Below are 17,217 nucleotides of genomic sequence, written 5' to 3'. Positions count from 1 at the left end.
TCCAGTTTTCAAGGATCAAGTCTTACTTGAGAGCTTAAACTCTCAAAACTGAGCAACGAGTGAGTAACAGGCCTAAACCTGAGTTTTGGAAGCTTAGCTTCCGATTTGAATGTCCTCATTGCAGAGAACGATTCTCCATAGAAAGGAGGTGATCCAGCCGCACCTTCCGATACGGCTACCTTGTTACGACTTCACCCCAATCATCTACCCCACCTTCGGCGGCTGGCTCCCTTGCGGGTTACCCCACCGACTTCGGGTGTTGTAAACTCTCGTGGTGTGACGGGCGGTGTGTACAAGACCCGGGAACGTATTCACCGCGGCATGCTGATCCGCGATTACTAGCAATTCCGACTTCATGCAGGCGAGTTGCAGCCTGCAATCCGAACTGAGACCGGCTTTGATGGGATTGGCTCCACCTCGCGGCTTCGCTTCCCGTTGTACCGGCCATTGTAGTACGTGTGTAGCCCAGGTCATAAGGGGCATGATGATTTGACGTCATCCCCACCTTCCTCCGGTTTGTCACCGGCAGTCACTCTAGAGTGCCCAGCATTACCTGCTGGCAACTAAAGTTAAGGGTTGCGCTCGTTGCGGGACTTAACCCAACATCTCACGACACGAGCTGACGACAACCATGCACCACCTGTCTCCTCTGTCCCGAAGGCCGCTGCTATCTCTAGCAGATTCAGAGGGATGTCAAGACCTGGTAAGGTTCTTCGCGTTGCTTCGAATTAAACCACATACTCCACTGCTTGTGCGGGTCCCCGTCAATTCCTTTGAGTTTCAGTCTTGCGACCGTACTCCCCAGGCGGAGTGCTTACTGTGTTAACTTCGGCACCAAGGGTATCGAAACCCCTAACACCTAGCACTCATCGTTTACGGCGTGGACTACCAGGGTATCTAATCCTGTTTGCTCCCCACGCTTTCGCGCCTCAGCGTCAGTTACAGCCCAGAAAGTCGCCTTCGCCACTGGTGTTCCTCCACATATCTACGCATTTCACCGCTACACGTGGAATTCCACTTTCCTCTTCTGTACTCAAGCCACCCAGTTTCCAGTGCGACCTCAGGTTGAGCCCAAGGTTTAAACACCAGACTTAAATAGCCGCCTGCGCGCGCTTTACGCCCAATAATTCCGGACAACGCTTGCCCCCTACGTATTACCGCGGCTGCTGGCACGTAGTTAGCCGGGGCTTTCTTCTCAGGTACCGTCACTCCGGTAGCAGTTACTCTACCGGACGTTCTTCCCTGGCAACAGAGCTTTACGATCCGAAAACCTTCATCACTCACGCGGCGTTGCTCCGTCAGGCTTTCGCCCATTGCGGAAGATTCCCTACTGCTGCCTCCCGTAGGAGTCTGGGCCGTGTCTCAGTCCCAGTGTGGCCGTTCACCCTCTCAGGTCGGCTACGCATCGTCGCCTTGGTGGGCCGTTACCCCACCAACTAGCTAATGCGCCGCAGGCCCATCCCTCAGTGACAGATTGCTCCGTCTTTCATTCTTCTCTCAGGAGAAAAAAGAAATTATCCGGTATTAGCTACCGTTTCCGGTAGTTATCCCAGTCTGAAGGGCAGGTTGCCTACGTGTTACTCACCCGTCCGCCGCTAAGTCATTTTGAAAGCAAGCTTTCAAAATGACTCCGCTCGACTTGCATGTATTAGGCACGCCGCCAGCGTTCGTCCTGAGCCAGGATCAAACTCTCCAATTAGTATTGAAAAGAGCGATATGCTCATTTTGAAACATCTGACGAGAAAATTAATTCTCTAATTTTGGATTTCACTTACGTGATTTCCTACTCACTCGTTGTTCAGTTTTCAAAGATCAAGTTCTCGTTGGCGCCGTTTAATGTCTCAGCAGCAACTCTTATACTATATCATGTTCGGCTATTTAATGTCAAGCTCTTTTTTTAACTTCTTTTTCGAGCTCGGCATGTGTACTTCTTGGCCGGACTTAGAATATATCATGTATGAAGATGCATTGCAAGAGTTTTTTGAAACTAATATTAAATCTCTACATTCTATAGGAGCGATGAAGTGAAAGCACTGCTTCTAATCAACAGTAGCTGAGAGAACTGCCCTTAGACAGCTCCCTTAAGCCCCGTGTTCTATAGATACTATTCAGTACGGTTACGCATATGTGGAAACAGCAATACATCGCGAATCGATGCAGAATTGGTAAGCAGCATGATCAAACGGTCTACGCCGATTCCCAGTCCGCCAGTAGGTGGCATACCATATTCCAGGGCGCGGATGAAATCATCATCCATCTCATGAGCTTCGTCATTACCTTGCTCTTTCTCCTGGATCTGTGCCTCAAAGCGTTGACGTTGGTCAATCGGATCATTCAATTCACTAAATGCATTAGCGTGCTCACGACCCACAATAAACAGCTCAAAACGATCGGTAAAGCGTGGATCCTCATCGTTTTTCTTCGCAAGTGGTGAAATCTCAACAGGGTGTCCCATTACAAAGGTTGGCTGAATTAGAGTTTCCTCTACAAATTGCTCGAAGAAAGCGTTAAGGATATGACCGAACGTCATATGTTTCTCAACAGGCACACGATGTTCTTTTGCCAAAGCTTGTGCTTCGTCATCTGTCATGTGAACGCTGAAATCAACACCGGTTACTTCTTTAACAGCATCAACCATAGTTACACGACGCCATCCTGGAGACAGATTTACCTCTTTGCCTTGGTAATCCAGCAGTTGTGTACCTAATACCTCTTGGGCAATATGTGCAATCATATTCTCCGTGAGATTCATGATGTCCTTGTAGTCGGCATATGCTTCGTACAACTCAATCATAGTGAACTCTGGATTATGACGAGTCGACATTCCCTCGTTACGATAGACACGACCGATTTCGTACACTTTTTCCAAACCGCCAACGATAAGGCGTTTCAAGTGAAGCTCGATAGCAATCCTCATATACAGCTGCATTTCAAGTGTGTTGTGGTAAGTAATAAACGGACGCGCAGCTGCTCCGCCGGCGATCGTATGAAGTGTAGGTGTTTCAACTTCAAGATAACCAAGTGAATCCAAATAGCGACGCATCGATTGAATAATTCTTGAACGGGCAATAAAGGTCTGTTGAACTTCCGGATTAATAATCAAATCAACATAGCGCTGGCGATAACGCAGTTCTACATCTTTAAGACCATGATATTTTTCAGGAAGTGGCAGCAGGGATTTGGACAAGACTTCAAGATTATGCACTTTGATGGAGGTCTCGCCTGTTTTGGTTTTGAATACTGTTCCACGAACGCCGATAATATCTCCCAGATCGAGAACATTAAACGCCGTGTATTGAGTTTCAGGAATGCTGTCTTGACGAACATAAAGCTGAATTCTTCCGCTAAGGTCCTGGATATGTGCAAAGCTGGCTTTACCCATAACGCGTTTTGCCATAATACGCCCAGCAATGCTCACTTCAACAGAAAGCTCGTCCAATTCCTCTTTGGAAAGTCCATCATACTTAGCTACGATATCGCCAGCGTTAGCTGTGCGCTCGTATTTTTTGCCAAAAGGATCAATACCAAGCCCTCTTAGCTCGTCCAGTTTGGCACGGCGGATCTGCAAAAGCTCACTAAGTTCGTTCTCTGCATTGTCCACATTGTTCATTTCCTCGGTCATGCGATTCATCCCCTTATAACTCAGTAATATCATATACACAAGAAGAAACGGCTCCGTCTCCATAGTTAGAGGACAGTCCCGTTCCAGCTCAAAATATAAGCAGTTTGTTTACCTATCGTTTCTGGATGATTTGAAAAAAGCTTCCCTAAGGAAGCTTTCCCAAACATGTTCCCTTATCTACCTATGTACAGTGAAATGACTAATACATATGGCAGCACATCTATTTACAGACATTAAGGTCTGTATATTACTTCATTCTGATATCGAGAATTTTATATTGAATAACTCCTGCAGGTGTAGAAACATCAACTACCGTACCTATTTTTTTTCCGATAATAGCTTTGCCTACCGGACTTTCGTTGGAAATCTTGTTATTCAGTGGATCAGATTCTGCTGTACCTACGATCGTATACTCCATAGTGTCCCCATATTCCAAATCCTCGACACTTACAGTAACACCAATACTTACTACGTCAGTAACGATCTCGTCGCTATTGATGATACGCGCGTTGCGAAGCATCTTCTCCAAAGTGAGAACGCGTCCTTCGATAAAAGCTTGCTCATTCTTCGCGTCTTCATACTCCGAGTTCTCACTGATATCTCCGTAGCCAATCGCTACCTTAATCCGTTCAGCAACCTCACGGCGTTTTACGGATTTGAGGGTCTCCAGCTCATCTTCCAGACGTTTTAGCCCGTCCGGCGTAAGGATGACTTCTTTATCGCTCATCTCAACCGATTCTCCTGTCGTATACAATTATTGAAAACACCATACTATATGCTAATCTAGAAGGATAAGAACCCTCCCTGCTGCATTGCTCTTACTGTAACGGCGATTTTATACTGTGAAATTATATTGGAACCGCTACAAAATGTCAATGACACCACATATAAAGTCAGATGTGTTCAAATATCAGCAGAAAAAAGGCGATTATACAGCAGAAGAAGACATTTCAATGCCCTTGCTCTCTTCTTCATGCTTTAATTGAACGACAAAATCATTCAATATCCTCACCATTCCATCGCGTTTTGTTTCTGTCATAAGAACATCCTTCACTCTAGCGGCAGCCTTCAAGCCTTTTAAGTACCAAGCCATATGCTTACGCATCTCACGGACAGCTACAGCTTCTCCCTTAAGAGCTACCAGACGATCCATATGAAGAATAGCAACCTTAATCTTCTCATCCAAGCCAGGTTCAGGCATAAGCTCGCCGGTGCTCAAATATTGAATGGTACGATACAACATCCAAGGATTACCGAGTGCTCCACGCCCGATCATTACACCATCGCAGCCAGTCTGATCCAACATAGCCCGAGCATCTTCAGGTGTATTAACATCTCCGTTGCCGATAACGGGAATGGAAACTGCTTCTTTTGCCATCTTGATGTAGTTCCAGTCCGCATGGCCTGTGTAAAGCTGCTCCCGGGTACGACCGTGTACGCTGACAGCCTTACCCCCGGCACGTTCAACCGCACGCGCATTATCTTCGACAAAAATATGCTCACTGTCCCAGCCAATCCGCATTTTCACGGTTACCGGTTTATCGACAACATCGACAACCGCAGAGACCATTTCATAGATTTTGTCGGGATTCAAAAGCCAGCGGGCTCCCGCATCACATTTAGTCACTTTTGGCACTGGGCATCCCATATTGATATCGATAATATCAGCATTGGTTTCTTTATCAACGACTTTAGCTGCTTGCACCAGTGACGCTCTATCCCCGCCAAAAATCTGCAAACTAAGCGGTTTCTCCCGTTCATCTACAAACAACATTTCGCGAGTACGTGTATTTCCGTGAATAATGGCCTTATCGCTTACCATTTCCGCACAGACCAGACCTGTACCAAATTCCTTAGCGATCAGACGAAAAGCCGGATTGCACACGCCAGCCATAGGTGCCAGAACAACCTGATTTTTCATCTCAATATCGCCAATCTTCAGCATTCGTATCACTTCCTGCCTTTTAATTCTTGGAAATTATGAGTTGGGATCCACAAGCTCTTCTGTTGTAACCCCTAGAACATTCGCAATTTTATCTAAAATTTGATCTTCTAATCGTCTGTTACCCCTCTCGACTGCACCAAGCACAGCCAAGGAAATTCCGGCAAGATCCGCAAGATCCTGTTGAGTATACCCTTTTAGCTTACGGAATGCCCTGACCCTCCGTCCCAAACGCTTGTTGTCCACAACCGAATTCCTTCCTTCCCGTCTATGTCTTGAAGCGCTGCTGTAATCAGCTTGCGAAGTCCGGAAGATTGTTCATTCTGTGGAACGATGTCACTGAGCGGAAACAATACAAAAGCACGCTCTAACATGCGTGGATGCGGTAACGTTAAATGTGGTGTATCGAGTACCTGACCCTCAACCCACAACAAATCCAAATCTACCGTTCTCGGTCCATAGCGGATATCCCGGATACGACCCAGCTGCGTTTCAATCCCCAACATCACTTCCAGCAAGGACTCGGGCGCAAGTGTCGTTCGCAAAGCTGCTGCCATATTGAGAAACTGCGGCTGATCTAAATAACCTACTGGCTCTGTCTCGTAAACTTTGGAGCAGCGGACCACCGATATTTCATCATGAGCGTCCAGTCTGTTCAAAGCCTCTGACAGTGTGCCCTCGCGGTCACCCAAATTAGCCCCTAAAGCAATATAAGCCTCTGATTCTTCAGAGGTGGAATGTATATTCATGGACCTTGTTCTCACTTTCTAGTTCTGCGCAGCTCTACAGTCACTCCCTGAAAATGAATGTCGAAAGGCGGATGAGGTTTAGTTACCTTAACCGTTACTGCATTGATAACAGTATAAGTGTCCAGTACGGAGGATGCAATATATTCTGCCAAAGCTTCGATCAACTTAAAAGACTTTATTTCGACAATGTTTTTGACTAATTCATGAACTTCAGCATAATTCACAGTTTGACTCAAATCATCATTCAAGCCCGCACCCTGCAAATCAAGCTCTAGCTCTAAATCAATGTAAAAACGTTGTCCCAGCTTACGCTCTTCCTCAAATACACCGTGGTATCCGTAATATTCCATGCGATGCATTGTCATTTTATCCATGATTAATCCGCCCTTTTTCGTAAAATATAGCTATTCACACACCACTGGAGGTGCAGCATACAACATCGCATCACACATCTTAACCGTTCGATTAATTAGAGATACATCATGTACACGGACGATCTGGCAACCCTGAGCAATGCCAAAAGCTACTGTAGCTGCGGTGCCTTCCACAACATCATCAGACGGCAAATCAAGTACCGTGCGGATGAATTTTTTGCGGGATGTCGCCAGTAACAACGGATAGCCTAACTCAGTCAACCCGTCTAAAAGCATCATTGCCTGCAGGTTTTCATTATAATCCTTAGCAAAGCCGATACCTGGATCCAATATAATATTGGCCGGCTTAACACCTGCGGCTAACGCAAGATCAATACTTTCCTTAAGATCAGCCGACATATCCGCACTCAGATTCGTATAATTACGGTCCTGCCGGTTATGCATCAAAATAATAGGACAGTCAGCAGCAGCGGCCACTGCCGCCATTTCCGGATCGGCCTTACAACCCCATATGTCATTAATGATATGAGCACCCGCAGCTAAAGCTTGGCGGGCTACCTCAGCTTTATAGGTATCGATGGATAACGGAAGATGAGGTGCCGCCTTATGAATACTCTCAATCACAGGCAATACACGGGCTAACTCCTCTTCAAGTCCCACCGGTTGATGACCAGGACGAGTAGATTCACCGCCGATATCAATAATATCAGCACCCTCTGCAGCCATACGCAGCGCATGCTCAACGGCTTTGTCCGGATGATCCCAAAGTCCTCCATCTGAAAAAGAATCAGGGGTAACATTAAGGATGCCCATAATCAATGTTCGATTTCCTAACTCCAAGTCTGTATTTCCACAACGGTATGTCCGCTTAAAGAGGACTGGTCTCATTTCGCAATCGCCGTCCTATCTCTATATAATGAAATCAAGCCAGCAGTAATTGTTCCACACTGGCCAGTACCTATAGTAAATCTTGCATCTCCGTGCCACACCCCGGTAACAGGAACAATTTCTTGTACGGAATTGGTAAGAAACACTTCATCAGCAGCTTTCAACTGCTCCCAGTGATATGTTCCTTCTTCAACACTAAGGCCTGCACTAAGAGCCAGCTCCAGCACCATTTCCCGGGTAATTCCCGGAAGAATGCCTGTGGTGAGATCTGGGGTATAGAGCCTGTTGTTTTTAATAAAAAAGATGTTGCTGACAATGCCCTCCGCAATAAATTCTTCTGCCGACAGCATTAGTCCTTCAGCACCATTTGCCGCAGAAGCATACCCTCTAAGCTCACGCTTAGCCAGAATGTTATTCATATAATGCAGCGACTTGAGTCGCACTGTTCCCTCAGGAGTATTACGGCGCAAGGACAACAGCTGCAGCTCTTTGCCTTCACTGTAAAGCTTATCTGGTACTTTCGGCAGCGCTTTGATGTACAACAAATGATTGGGCTTTTGATAATCACCAGCAGGTAATCCGAGAATATCCTCACCGGCTGTTACGGTATAGCGTATATAAGCTTCTTTTAATTCATTTTTGTCCATCACGCGCTTAATCCAGTCAAGTAGATGTGCCGCTTCTGCCTCAAATGGAATGCCCAGTTCCTTGCACCCCTCTGCCATACGCTTCAAATGACGCTCCAGCAAAAAGGGAACTCCCCCATAGGTCCGAAAGGTTTCGAACAAGCCAATGCCGTACAAAAAGCCGTGATCCAAGGCAGAAACCACGGCTTCTCGGGCGTCAATGACACCATTGTTAAATCCTATATATTTCATGCCGTTTCTCCGGCTCTCCGTTTCAAGAAATTACGCAGCATCGTATGACCATGATCCGTAATAATAGATTCCGGGTGGAACTGCACACCTTCAATAGGATATTCTTTATGGCGCAATGCCATAATCTCCCCCTCTTCAGTCTCAGCCGTAATCTCCAAGCAATCTGGGAGACTCTCCCGCTCTACAATCAGTGAATGATATCGGGTAGCTGTAAATGGAGACTCCAGACCTTCAAAAACTGAGGTCCCGTTATGGTAAATAGGCGATGTCTTCCCATGCATCAAACGCTCAGCACGGATGACATTGCCACCAAATGCTTGTCCAATCGCTTGATGTCCAAGGCATACGCCGAAGATCGGAATGATCCCCTTGAAATGATGCAACAATTCCAGACTAATTCCCGCTTCATTTGGCGTACATGGGCCTGGTGAAATTAGAATATGGTCAGGGGCCAGCTTTTCAATCTCTTCGATAGTAATTTCATCGTTGCGGTGCACTTTAACCTCTTCTCCAAGCTCACCTAAATACTGTACGAGGTTATACGTAAAGGAATCATAATTATCGATGACCAAGATCACAGTGCTACTCCCCCTTCGGCTCCGCTGGTAGCTGGCAGTTCCTGCTGCAGTTCACTACAGAGTACTGCCTTCACTACCGCTTTGGCTTTATTATGGCATTCACGGTATTCACGGTAGGGATCGGAATCGATCACTATGCCGGCACCTGTCTGAATATATCCGACCCCGTCTTTTACAGCCAGCGTTCTTATAATAATATTTAATTCCATATTGCCGTTATAGTCAATAAAACCCATCGAACCTGTATAGGGTCCACGTCGAACCGGCTCCAGTTCTTCGATAATCTCCATTGTCCTTACCTTGGGAGCCCCCGTGATGGTTCCCCCCGGGAATAAAGCTGCGATAACCGCATAAGCGTCTTTATCCGGCGCAATCTGGCCCTCTACCTGCGAAACGAGATGCATCACATGAGAGTAGCGCTCCACCGTCATCAGCTCCGGCACGCTGACGGAACCGTATGCAGCGACACGTCCGATGTCGTTGCGTTCCAGATCGACAAGCATAATATGCTCGGCGATCTCTTTTTCGCTCCCGCGAAGCTCCGCCTCCATGGCGGCATCCTCCGCGGGAGTGAGTCCCCGGCGCCGGGTGCCGGCGATGGGCCGGGCGCTCACTTTGTCCCCGTGCAGCTTGACGAGCAGCTCCGGTGAAGCGCTGGACAGCGCGAAGCCGGGCGACCGCAAGAGCCCCATGTACGGGGACGGGTTGAGCTTGCGCAGCCACTCGTAAACATCCTCCGGCGAGGACTTCAGCTGCGCCTCCTGGCGCAGCGAGAGGTTCACTTGGAAGACATCGCCTTGGCGGATGTATTCCTGAACGTCCACCACTGCCTGCTGAAACTTCTCAGGCGAAAAAGCCGAGGCCATGCCCGGCCACTCTCCTGATGAAACTGTAAGGGCCTCAATGCTGCCCACAGCCTCATCATCCAATCCTGCAGCTGAAGATATCAGCTGCCACTGCTCTACCATTTGTCCAGCCTGTTCTATACTGCCAAGATAGAGATTTTGCAGATCCTCCAGCCCACAGTCTGCTGGAACTGGAACGTGGACAGCACAATACAGCACATGCTCTTCGTGATCATAAATCCATATCTCGTCAAACCTCATAAAAAGATAATCAGGAAAACCAGGATCATCTTGGGCAAAAGAAGGCAACCGTTCCAAAGAACGAACCACATCATAACCAAGGAATCCAATACATCCACCAGAGAAAGGAGGAACATCTTCATCCTTTAACTTAGGCGACGTAAAATCCGACATCCATTGCTGCAGTAGCTCCAGCGGTTGTCCATGCAGTGTTGTTGCCTCAGGTGTCCTCTCCTCGTTCACTGATGCTGATTCCAAAGATTCAGTAGGGAAGCTAAATACTTCCGCGTTATCCTCCTTGCCTTTCAATATCGAAACAGGATTTAAGCCCAAGTACGTATAACGGCCACCCTTACCACTTTCTAAAACTACAGAATACTGGGAAGCTAACTCCCAGGCTTTCTCCCAGGACGCGGGTAATTCGTTGGTGCACCGGGGGGATTTTATAATCAAGGGAAACATGCTCCAGTCTTCAGCAGCCCATTGTTCCCACTCGTTCCAGGTTGTTATGATTTCCAAAGCCATCCTCCTAAAAGTTTTGTCTAGCATCATCTTACAGTTTAATCATCGAGACAAAACTCGCTTCGTAAGCATTTGCTTAGTTTTGTCCAATCGTCAGTAGTATATTGCCTGTCAGTATACTGTACTTAAGGCATTATTGAAAAGCCCTCAGCGATAGGAAATTATTATGATTTTTTCGTTTTCTGCAAAAACCAGAGCTTTTTTCAACAATAATAAAATTACCACGTCTAGCCTGCCATATATGCAAAGTACCAAATGCCTTTTAAATCAACGAAAAGAGTCTCCATCACCACCAAAAAAGTGGTATGAAGACTCTTATAGATTTACGTTATTGCAAACAATTACGCTTCGAAATTGTAAAGTGGTGTGCTCAGGTAACGTTCGCCGTTACTTGGGATAATGACTACTACTTTTTTGCCAGGGCCTAAATCTTTAGCTACTTTAAGAGCGGCAAATACAGCAGCACCTGAAGAAATACCAGACAAGACGCCTTCTTCTTTAGCTACACGACGTGCAGTTTCGAAAGCTTCATCATTCTCAACGTGGATGATTTCATCATAGATATCTTGGTTCAAAATCTCAGGGATGAAGTTAGCTCCGATACCCTGGATTTTGTGAGGGCCTGGTTTGCCTCCAGCCAAGATTGGGGAAGCAGCAGGTTCTACAGCATAGATCTTAATATCAGGATATTGGCTTTTCAGCACTTCACCCGCACCAGTGATCGTTCCGCCTGTTCCGATACCTGCAATAAAAGCATCCAAAGGACCGCCGATGGATTCAATAGCGTCAATAATTTCAGGTCCAGTAGTCTCACGGTGAATCTTCACGTTCGCTTTATTCTTGAATTGCTCGGATGGGAAATAGCTTGGGTTTTCTTTCAGAATTTCGTCTGCTTTCTTAACCGCACCATTCATACCTTCCGATCCTGGGGTCAGCACCAATTCCGCTCCATATGCGCGAAGGAGATTACGGCGCTCCAAGCTCATTGTTTCCGGCATTACGATAACTGCTTTATAACCTTTAGCAGCAGCTACAAGTGCCAGGCCGATACCAGTGTTACCACTAGTAGCTTCTACAATCGTACCTCCCGGTTTCAGTAGACCTTCACGCTCAGCTTCTTCCACGATGCTGATTGCAATCCGGTCTTTTACGCTTGATCCCGGGTTCTGATATTCCAATTTCAAATAAATATCTGCGGAGCCTTCCTGTGCCAGACGATTCAAACGAACGAGCGGAGTACCTCCGATCAATTCTGTTACGTTGTTAACGACTTTAGCCATGAGCAAAAACCTCCTTAGAATGATAAATGCGATATAAGAACGTAAATTATGACTTTATGCTTCTGTGTATGGAGTTTAAATTGTTGACCACCGTCAGTTATTTCCGACTAAAACGGTAGGGTTTACGTTAATATCATATTATCAATCTTGCAGGCTGTTGTCAATATTTATTGATACCTCATATTTATTGCGTAAATCGCTTTCCACCTGCTGCAAGGGAGGGGCTTGCTCCAAAGCCAGCTCTTGACGTACAAGCGCCCGAATTTCTTTCTGATCCGGCATTTCTGGAGAGTGAATACTCTCCAAGCGGATAATGGCGAAGTCTTCCCCTGTCTCGATCGGACCGGCTATATCACCCACATCCAATCCAGCGGCAGTCTTTAACATTCCCTCTGGCCAAAAAGGGTCGTCTTCCTCTACTTTACCTAAGCTGCCTCCGTGCTGCCGACTCTCATCATCAATAGACACTTCCCTAGCCAAATCAGCGAAATCCTCACCCTGTTCCAAGCGATCCATTACCTGCTGGCCTTCCTCATAGGATGAGACCTTGATCATAGAAAGCTGCATTTCCTTTTTTGGAATGAAGCGCTCGGCATTTTGCTCTAAATAAGCATCTATATCGGCATCACTGATTGTAATGCCCACCGTGGCTATCGCTTGTAAGGACAGACGATAAGCTGTCTCTGCGAACACTTCCTGACGAGATAATCCGAGCTGAGATTGCATTTGAGCATAATATTGCGCTTCTGATTCGTACCCAACTATAGTGCGTGCCAGTTCCTGCTTAACCTCATCGTCTGTCACGGTAATTCCTAATGCCTTAGCTTCCATGTTCACGACAATATGGTTAAGCATACTGATTAACACTTCTTCTCCATGCTTTTTTTTGAGCTCATCCATCCACTGCTGATCCGTTATCGGTTGTCCGCCTGCAGTCGCTACATCCGGTGATTCATTGTCTGTTGTATCTCCTTTAAGAAGGGCCATGGCGCGCAAACTCCAGAATAATAGACCCCCGAGCATTAAAGTTGCAACAGCTAGAATAATAACCGTATTGCGAAGTGCACGTTCCTGTCTCGTCATCATCCCAATACCCTACGAATTCGCTTGTTCTAAAATGACCTGTAAATCGTCCTTATTGAAAACATAAGCCTCATTGCAAAAATGGCATACGACTTCAGCCTGTTCATCTTCTGCAATTAATCTCTCCAGTTCATCCCGTCCTAAGCTAACCAATGTCTGCTCTACCCGCTCACGCGAACACTGACAAGCAAAGTTAATATCCAGTTCATCCATAACCACTGCATCCGGCAACAGGTAGCGCAGCATTTCTTCTGGCTCCAGCCCCTGATCGAGAAGCGCTGTTACAGAAGGCATCGCCCCTACAGCTTTTTCAATCTCTGTGATCTCCGCATCAGTCAGACCAGGAAGAAGCTGAACAATAAATCCTCCAGCCACAATTACTGACTCATCGGTATCTACCAGTACACCTAGGCCGACCGCAGCTGGAGTTTGCTCAGAAACCGCAAAATAATAGGTGAAATCATCGCCAAGCTCCCCGGAGATAATAGGAATACTACCTCTGTACGGCTCTTTCATACCTAAATCTTTTATAACATCAATGAACCCTTCAGTTCCCACCGCTCCAGCTACATCCAGCTTCCCCATGCTATTGCTCGGTAAATGAATGTGAGGATTATGCACATAACCACGCACTTCTCCCAATGCATTGGATTCTGCAACGATTTGTCCGATCGGTCCATTCCCTTTAACCATAATACTCAGCTTCTCACTACCCTTGAGCATAGCGCCCATCATGGCTGCAGCGGTAACTGTACGTCCCATTGCGGCTGTAGCCGTTGGATACGTATCGTGTCTGCGTCTTAGTTCTTCAACCAATTCAGTTGTGCGGACAGCAAACGCTCTCACTTTACCATTAAGAGCCGTGCCGCGGATTAGTCGATCCTTCTTTTTTTCCATTGGGTGCATAGCCCTCCTATCTCTTCGCCTTTTAGGCTTCTTTATCTTTATTGGTTACGATCGTAAATAATTCTTAATCCTTCTAGCGTTAACATAGGATTTACTTCATCGATACAGTCCGTTTCACCCGCAATTAGCGAGGCAAGGCCTCCGGTCGAAATAACCTTCAGTTCGGGAGCGTTCATCTCGACTTTAATTCGTTTAACAATGCCCTCAACCTGACCCGCATAGCCAAAAATAATCCCGGCCTGCATCGCGTGCACCGTATTACGCCCGATGACCTTTTTAGGCTTCTCCAATTCAATTCGCGGCAGCTTAGATGCCCGCTGGTATAATGCCTCCGTTGAAATGCCTAGACCGGGGACAATCGCGCCACCAAGATAATTAGCACCTGCATCAATGCAATCAAAAGTCGTAGCCGTACCAAAATCAACAACGACAAGTGGACATTTGTATTGTTCAATCGCAGCAACTGCATTAACAATCCGGTCTGCGCCAATTTCACGCGGATTCTCATAACGTAAGTTAAGCCCCGTCTTAATCCCTGGTCCAACAATCAATGGGTCTTTCCCTATATATTTAATACACATATCCTCAATAGTCTTAACTAGTGGCGGAACAACCGAAGATATAATTACACCTTCAACGTCTTTGACAGATATACCTGACATGTGAAAAAGATTGTGTATCATTACTCCATATTCATCCACGGTCGATTGACGCGCAGTACTTAGCCGAAAATGATGCAGCAATTCGCGTTTTCTATATACACCGAGAACAATATTGGTATTACCGATATCGACAGCAAGCATCATGACAAAGGCCCTTCCTTCTTGGCATTAAGGTCTAGACTGATATCCAGACTGGAGAAGGAGTACGTAAGGCGCCCGACAGAAATCACATCCACACCCGTTTCAGCAATCCCGCGTAAGGTTTCTAACGATACATTGCCAGAAGCCTCTGTCTTAACATGCGGAGCTTTCGATTTAATCCTAGCCACGGCTTGCTTCATCATATTGTTAGACATGTTATCGAGCATTATAATATCAGCACCTGCTGCCAGCGCCTCTTCGACTTGCTCTAAATTCTCGGTCTCCACTTCGATGCTCATCGTATGCGGGATGTTCTTCCGGGCACGACCTACAGCCTGCCGAATACCACCTGCGCCTTTGATATGATTATCCTTGATCATAACTGCATCATATAACCCAAAACGGTGATTAAAGCCTCCACCAATACGAACAGCATATTTCTCCAGCATCCGGTGACCTGGTGTTGTCTTACGTGTGTCCACTAGACGAGTTGGTAATCCCTCCAACACCTGCACGAAAGAAGCTGTACGTGATGCCACACCCGAAAGACGCTGCATCAAGTTAAGCGCAAGCCGCTCACCTGTTAGAATCGCATGTGTGCTGCCCTCAACCTCAATAATTACTGTCCCTTTAGTTACAGCTTGGCCTTCTTCGACAAGGGCTGTAAAACTAAGTGCCGGATCCACAATTTCAAAGACCAGCTCTGCAATTGGAATGCCACAAATTATACCGTCTTCCTTGGCATGAATAATCCCTTTGGACTCATGGCCCACTGGAATCGTCATCTGCGTGGTTACATCTCCGGAACCAACATCTTCCCGCAACCAGGCCTTGATGGATTGTACTAGCTCTTCATTGTAACCATTAAACATCATCGCTTAATTCCTCCACTATTCCCAGTTCGCGAATTTGAAGCAGGTGCTTACGCCACTGATCATCATCCCGCTGCGGATAATCCTCACGGTAATGCGCCCCACGGCTCTCTTCCCGTGCCAGAGCAGACTCTGTCACAAGCAAACAGCAGGTCAGCATATTAGCAAATTCATATTCCTCACGTTTGGACAATGCTGATCCAAAGATTGGCAGCTGTCGTTTTAATTCATCTAGTCCTTTAAGTAACATCTCTTCGTTACGACGTAGTCCGGCATATCGAACCATTACCTTCTGTAGCTTCAAACGACGTTCCACAATAGCTTGAGTTGGCGAATCTACACGTCCCTCGTTACTCTTAACCGATAAAACATCACGGTCCAGCGGGGAAAGCTCATGAATCCGATCAATAATACGCTGTCCGAATACAATGGCCTCAGATAATGAATTACTAGCTAAACGGTTAGCGCCATGCAGGCCTGTGGAGGAAACCTCTCCGCAAGCAAACAGACGTGGGATGGTGCTCTCTCCATTCAGATCGGTCTTAATCCCCCCCATCATATAATGCGCAGCGGGAGCCACTGGAATCCAATCACTTGTAATATCCAGTCCATAGCCCATACATGTCTCATATATTGTGGGAAACCGATGCTTCACCATCTCTGGAGATTCATGTGTAATATCCAAATAAACGAACGTTGATTTAGTATGTTCCATTTCACTTACAATAGCTCGTGCTACAATATCCCGCGGAGCTAGCTCAAGCAGGTCATGATAACGTTCCATGAACCGTTCTCCATTAATATTGCGCAAGACTGCTCCTTCCCCACGCACAGCTTCGGAGATTAAAAATCTAGGAGCTCCCGGGTAACTAAGTGCTGTAGGATGAAATTGAATAAATTCCATATCTCGTATATGAGCCCCAGCGCGATAGGCGATCGCTACACCATCTCCTGTAGCTACTTCTGGGTTGGTAGTGTATCGATATAATTGTCCTGCTCCACCAGAGCACAAAATGGTCGCATCCCCTTGCAGGAACAACCTTCCACCACCGGGCCGTTGCAATAATGCGCCTACACATTCTCCACCTTCAGTGATGAGATCGATAACATAATGATCATCCCAGACCTCAATATTCTCATGTTCGGCTACCTGTTCCGCCAATGCACGAACAATCTCATAACCTGTAGCATCCCCATTAGCATGCAAAATACGGCGGTGGCTGTGTGCACCTTCCTGAGTCAAAGCCAGTACCCCATCTTCCTTATCAAACAGAGTTCCTAAGCGAATTAACTCATGAACGCCTTCCGGCCCTTCATTAACAAGTGCATCGACAGCTGTTGAGGAGCAAAGACCTGCTCCGGCCATTAAGGTATCCTGCCGGTGGTAAGCAGGGGAATCATCCTCAGCTATAACAGCTGCGATCCCCCCCTGTGCATAGCGAGTATTACTTTCCATTACTGATTTCTTTGTGATCATTATGACACGCCGATCTTCACTGGCTTTAATAGCTGTGAATAACCCGGCAATCCCTGAACCAATAACAATACAATCTGTCTTTACCGTAGGAATATCCCGAAGATCAAAATCAACCAAATATTGTGGAATCATGACCGCTTTTCACCTGTTTCAACGAA

The 17,217-nt window shown here is 46.6% G+C and carries 16 protein-coding genes and 1 rRNA gene; all 17 read right to left on the bottom strand.

The features are described 5' to 3' along the window. Nucleotides 1–141: 141 nt before the first annotated feature. Nucleotides 142–1,699, bottom strand: a 16S ribosomal RNA gene (locus NST40_RS00430). Between the two features lie 405 nt (nt 1,700–2,104). Next, a complete protein-coding gene (gene lysS, locus NST40_RS00425; RefSeq protein WP_076277918.1) occupies nt 2,105–3,622 on the bottom strand; it encodes a lysine--tRNA ligase in 1,518 nt (505 codons plus the stop codon). A 247-nt stretch (nt 3,623–3,869) separates the two neighbouring features. After that, the gene (gene greA, locus NST40_RS00420; protein WP_036678719.1) at nt 3,870–4,349 is read right to left on the bottom strand and encodes a transcription elongation factor GreA; all 480 of its coding nucleotides are present in this window, start codon (nt 4,347–4,349) and stop codon (nt 3,870–3,872) included. 201 nt (nt 4,350–4,550) lie between these two features. Continuing rightward, nucleotides 4,551–5,567, bottom strand: a complete 1,017-nt coding sequence (gene dusB / locus NST40_RS00415; RefSeq protein ID WP_076130084.1) for a tRNA dihydrouridine synthase DusB — start codon at nt 5,565–5,567, stop codon at nt 4,551–4,553. A 33-nt stretch (nt 5,568–5,600) separates the two neighbouring features. Further along, nucleotides 5,601–5,810, bottom strand: a complete 210-nt coding sequence (locus NST40_RS00410; RefSeq protein ID WP_076099929.1) for a helix-turn-helix transcriptional regulator — start codon at nt 5,808–5,810, stop codon at nt 5,601–5,603. Beyond that, nucleotides 5,762–6,313 carry a 2-amino-4-hydroxy-6-hydroxymethyldihydropteridine diphosphokinase gene (gene folK / locus NST40_RS00405; RefSeq protein WP_036678725.1) on the bottom strand — a complete coding sequence of 184 codons (552 nt, stop codon included), beginning with the start codon at nt 6,311–6,313 and terminating at the stop codon, nt 5,762–5,764. The genes NST40_RS00410 and folK overlap by 49 nt, the downstream gene beginning before the upstream one ends. 11 nt (nt 6,314–6,324) lie before the next feature. Next, on the bottom strand, nt 6,325–6,687 hold the full coding sequence (gene folB, locus NST40_RS00400) for a dihydroneopterin aldolase (protein ID WP_036678726.1): 363 nt from the start codon (nt 6,685–6,687) through the stop codon (nt 6,325–6,327). A gap of 30 nt (nt 6,688–6,717) precedes the next feature. Next, nucleotides 6,718–7,575, bottom strand: coding sequence for a dihydropteroate synthase (gene folP, locus NST40_RS00395; protein WP_342410310.1), 858 nt, complete (start codon nt 7,573–7,575; stop codon nt 6,718–6,720). Further along, a complete protein-coding gene (locus tag NST40_RS00390; RefSeq protein ID WP_342410309.1) occupies nt 7,572–8,453 on the bottom strand; it encodes an aminotransferase class IV in 882 nt (293 codons plus the stop codon). Before NST40_RS00390 ends, folP begins: the two co-directional genes overlap by 4 nt. Next, the gene (gene pabA, locus NST40_RS00385) at nt 8,450–9,031 is read right to left on the bottom strand and encodes an aminodeoxychorismate/anthranilate synthase component II (RefSeq protein ID WP_036678733.1); all 582 of its coding nucleotides are present in this window, start codon (nt 9,029–9,031) and stop codon (nt 8,450–8,452) included. The genes NST40_RS00390 and pabA overlap by 4 nt, the downstream gene beginning before the upstream one ends. Then, complete coding sequence (locus tag NST40_RS00380; protein WP_076130081.1) at nt 9,028–10,641, bottom strand: anthranilate synthase component I family protein; 1,614 nt, start codon at nt 10,639–10,641, stop codon at nt 9,028–9,030. Before NST40_RS00380 ends, pabA begins: the two co-directional genes overlap by 4 nt. A gap of 338 nt (nt 10,642–10,979) precedes the next feature. Then, on the bottom strand, nt 10,980–11,918 hold the full coding sequence (cysK, locus tag NST40_RS00375) for a cysteine synthase A (protein ID WP_036678737.1): 939 nt from the start codon (nt 11,916–11,918) through the stop codon (nt 10,980–10,982). A gap of 141 nt (nt 11,919–12,059) precedes the next feature. Further along, the gene (locus tag NST40_RS00370; protein ID WP_081390648.1) at nt 12,060–13,004 is read right to left on the bottom strand and encodes a peptidylprolyl isomerase; all 945 of its coding nucleotides are present in this window, start codon (nt 13,002–13,004) and stop codon (nt 12,060–12,062) included. Between the two features lie 9 nt (nt 13,005–13,013). Next, nucleotides 13,014–13,898 carry an Hsp33 family molecular chaperone HslO gene (gene hslO, locus NST40_RS00365; RefSeq protein WP_036678742.1) on the bottom strand — a complete coding sequence of 295 codons (885 nt, stop codon included), beginning with the start codon at nt 13,896–13,898 and terminating at the stop codon, nt 13,014–13,016. A 47-nt stretch (nt 13,899–13,945) separates the two neighbouring features. Next, the gene (locus tag NST40_RS00360) at nt 13,946–14,713 is read right to left on the bottom strand and encodes a type III pantothenate kinase (RefSeq protein ID WP_036678745.1); all 768 of its coding nucleotides are present in this window, start codon (nt 14,711–14,713) and stop codon (nt 13,946–13,948) included. Next, nucleotides 14,710–15,585 carry a carboxylating nicotinate-nucleotide diphosphorylase gene (nadC, locus tag NST40_RS00355; RefSeq protein ID WP_076186819.1) on the bottom strand — a complete coding sequence of 292 codons (876 nt, stop codon included), beginning with the start codon at nt 15,583–15,585 and terminating at the stop codon, nt 14,710–14,712. The genes NST40_RS00360 and nadC overlap by 4 nt, the downstream gene beginning before the upstream one ends. After that, the gene (nadB, locus tag NST40_RS00350) at nt 15,575–17,191 is read right to left on the bottom strand and encodes an L-aspartate oxidase (protein ID WP_076277923.1); all 1,617 of its coding nucleotides are present in this window, start codon (nt 17,189–17,191) and stop codon (nt 15,575–15,577) included. Before nadB ends, nadC begins: the two co-directional genes overlap by 11 nt. Between the last annotated feature and the right edge of the window lie 26 nt (nt 17,192–17,217).

This window comes from Paenibacillus sp. FSL R10-2778, assembly GCF_038593035.1.
Lineage (GTDB): Bacteria > Bacillota > Bacilli > Paenibacillales > Paenibacillaceae > Paenibacillus_AQ > Paenibacillus_AQ odorifer.
This window is presented reverse-complemented; position numbering and strand designations above follow the sequence as displayed.